The 1,383-nt window shown below is 42.6% G+C and carries 3 protein-coding genes; 1 reads left to right on the top strand and 2 read right to left on the bottom strand.

The window, feature by feature from the left end:
- A partial coding sequence (locus KDK17_RS06160; RefSeq protein ID WP_257287606.1) for a ShET2/EspL2 family type III secretion system effector toxin occupies window positions 1–683 on the top strand: 683 nt, incomplete at its 5' end.
- 120 nt (window positions 684–803) lie between these two features.
- On the opposite strand, the gene KDK17_RS06155 is transcribed toward KDK17_RS06160, so the two are convergent.
- Entirely contained in the window at window positions 804–1,034 is a 231-nt protein-coding gene (locus KDK17_RS06155; protein WP_257287605.1) for a hypothetical protein, read from the bottom strand.
- A 60-nt stretch (window positions 1,035–1,094) separates the two neighbouring features.
- Window positions 1,095–1,383: C2H2-type zinc finger protein (locus KDK17_RS06150; RefSeq protein WP_257287604.1), on the bottom strand; the 289-nt coding region annotated here is incomplete at its 5' end.

The raw sequence follows: 1,383 nt of genomic DNA, 5'->3' as shown, positions 1-1,383 counted from the left end.
ATGCCTGGTTCCCCAAAAACCTTAATTGTAGAGTCTATCGCTCCGATTCTGACGATAAAGCACCCGGAGGAATAATAGGCTGCCGTCATTTCGCCTGGGCTTATGCTAAAAAGGTGTTTGGTCGGGGGAAAGAAACGTTTAAAAAAATAGACGACTCAAAAAAAGTGCTGAAAACCTTTGAAAATACATCTAATTTCCCATGCGAATCCAGAGAGCATTTTCAATATGGATTCTTTTCTGATGGATATTATTTCTTTAAAGGAAAGTTTTCTGAGGCTATTACAGGGCTGGTAAAAAAGTATTGGAATATGTCGGCAGGCGATGAAAAGAATTTTTATTTTCGTTCAGTAGGAGACGATAGATCAATTGGCCACGCAATGGCCTTGAGATTAAAGAAGCAGGATGAATGCATGAAGGTTATTTTTTATGACCCTAACGCTACACTCATGCACAGAACAATCCTTCTCTCAGAACCAGATTTGGCTGCACACATTGCCGACGAAGATCTTCAAGCCAGCTTCCTCTTTTATGGAGCACTTATTAATGTTGATGATTATAAGAGAAATTCTGATGAATGTGATACTCAGTGCTTTGGTGCCTCACCTAATGTGATGAATAATCATATAGACTTAGCAGCTGGGCATTATCCCGAAATAATAAGGTGTCAAATGATTGCGCCTTGATAGATCACCCTATGGAAAATGGATCATGATAATTAAAAAAAGGGATATCAGCTAATGGATCAAATCAAACTGGGTGTTCAGTCGGCACTTTCATACTCGTGGCATAGATATTCAAAATCCTTACTTCCAGACAGGGTTATAAAATCTCTTGTTAATGCCATCAAGGCATTTTTTGGTGGTTATTCTGTCAGCGTCTTGCACTGTATAACCATAAAGCTGATGAAAGAATATCCAGACGCCTGGTTTACCCAGCTCCTTAACCTTGCTAAACACCATGTTCATTTCGTAAGCGTAAGTATCCCGGGCATCCACATTATATGGAATGTCTGATGAGTGTAACTGTGCAAACATTTCAGATCATGCCCGGATGTGTGCAGTGCCTTTCCCTCCTGAGCCTCTGACAAGCGGAAATCAATCACTTGACTTTGCATCATCAAACTTTCGTTTTCGGTGTTGCCTTCTGTGAACCGACAGGGCTTTTGCGTTTGGCAGGGTCTTCTGGCAGACAGTACAGGTTTGCTCTCCGGTGTGATATAGACTTTTGTGAACCGACAGGGCCTTCGCGTTTGGCAGGGTTTTCTGGCACTCCGGACATGTTTGCTCCGGGGTGTGCTTTTTTCTTTTGTGATCCGACAGGGCTCTCGCGTTTGGCAGGGTCTTCTGGCACTCAGGGCAGGTTTGCTCTGGTGTGTGATCTTTT

Source organism: Endozoicomonas sp. SESOKO2 (genome assembly GCF_024606245.1).
GTDB lineage: Bacteria > Pseudomonadota > Gammaproteobacteria > Pseudomonadales > Endozoicomonadaceae > Endozoicomonas_A.
The sequence above is the reverse complement of the archived record's forward strand: the minus strand, read 5'-3'. Positions and strand labels throughout refer to the sequence as shown.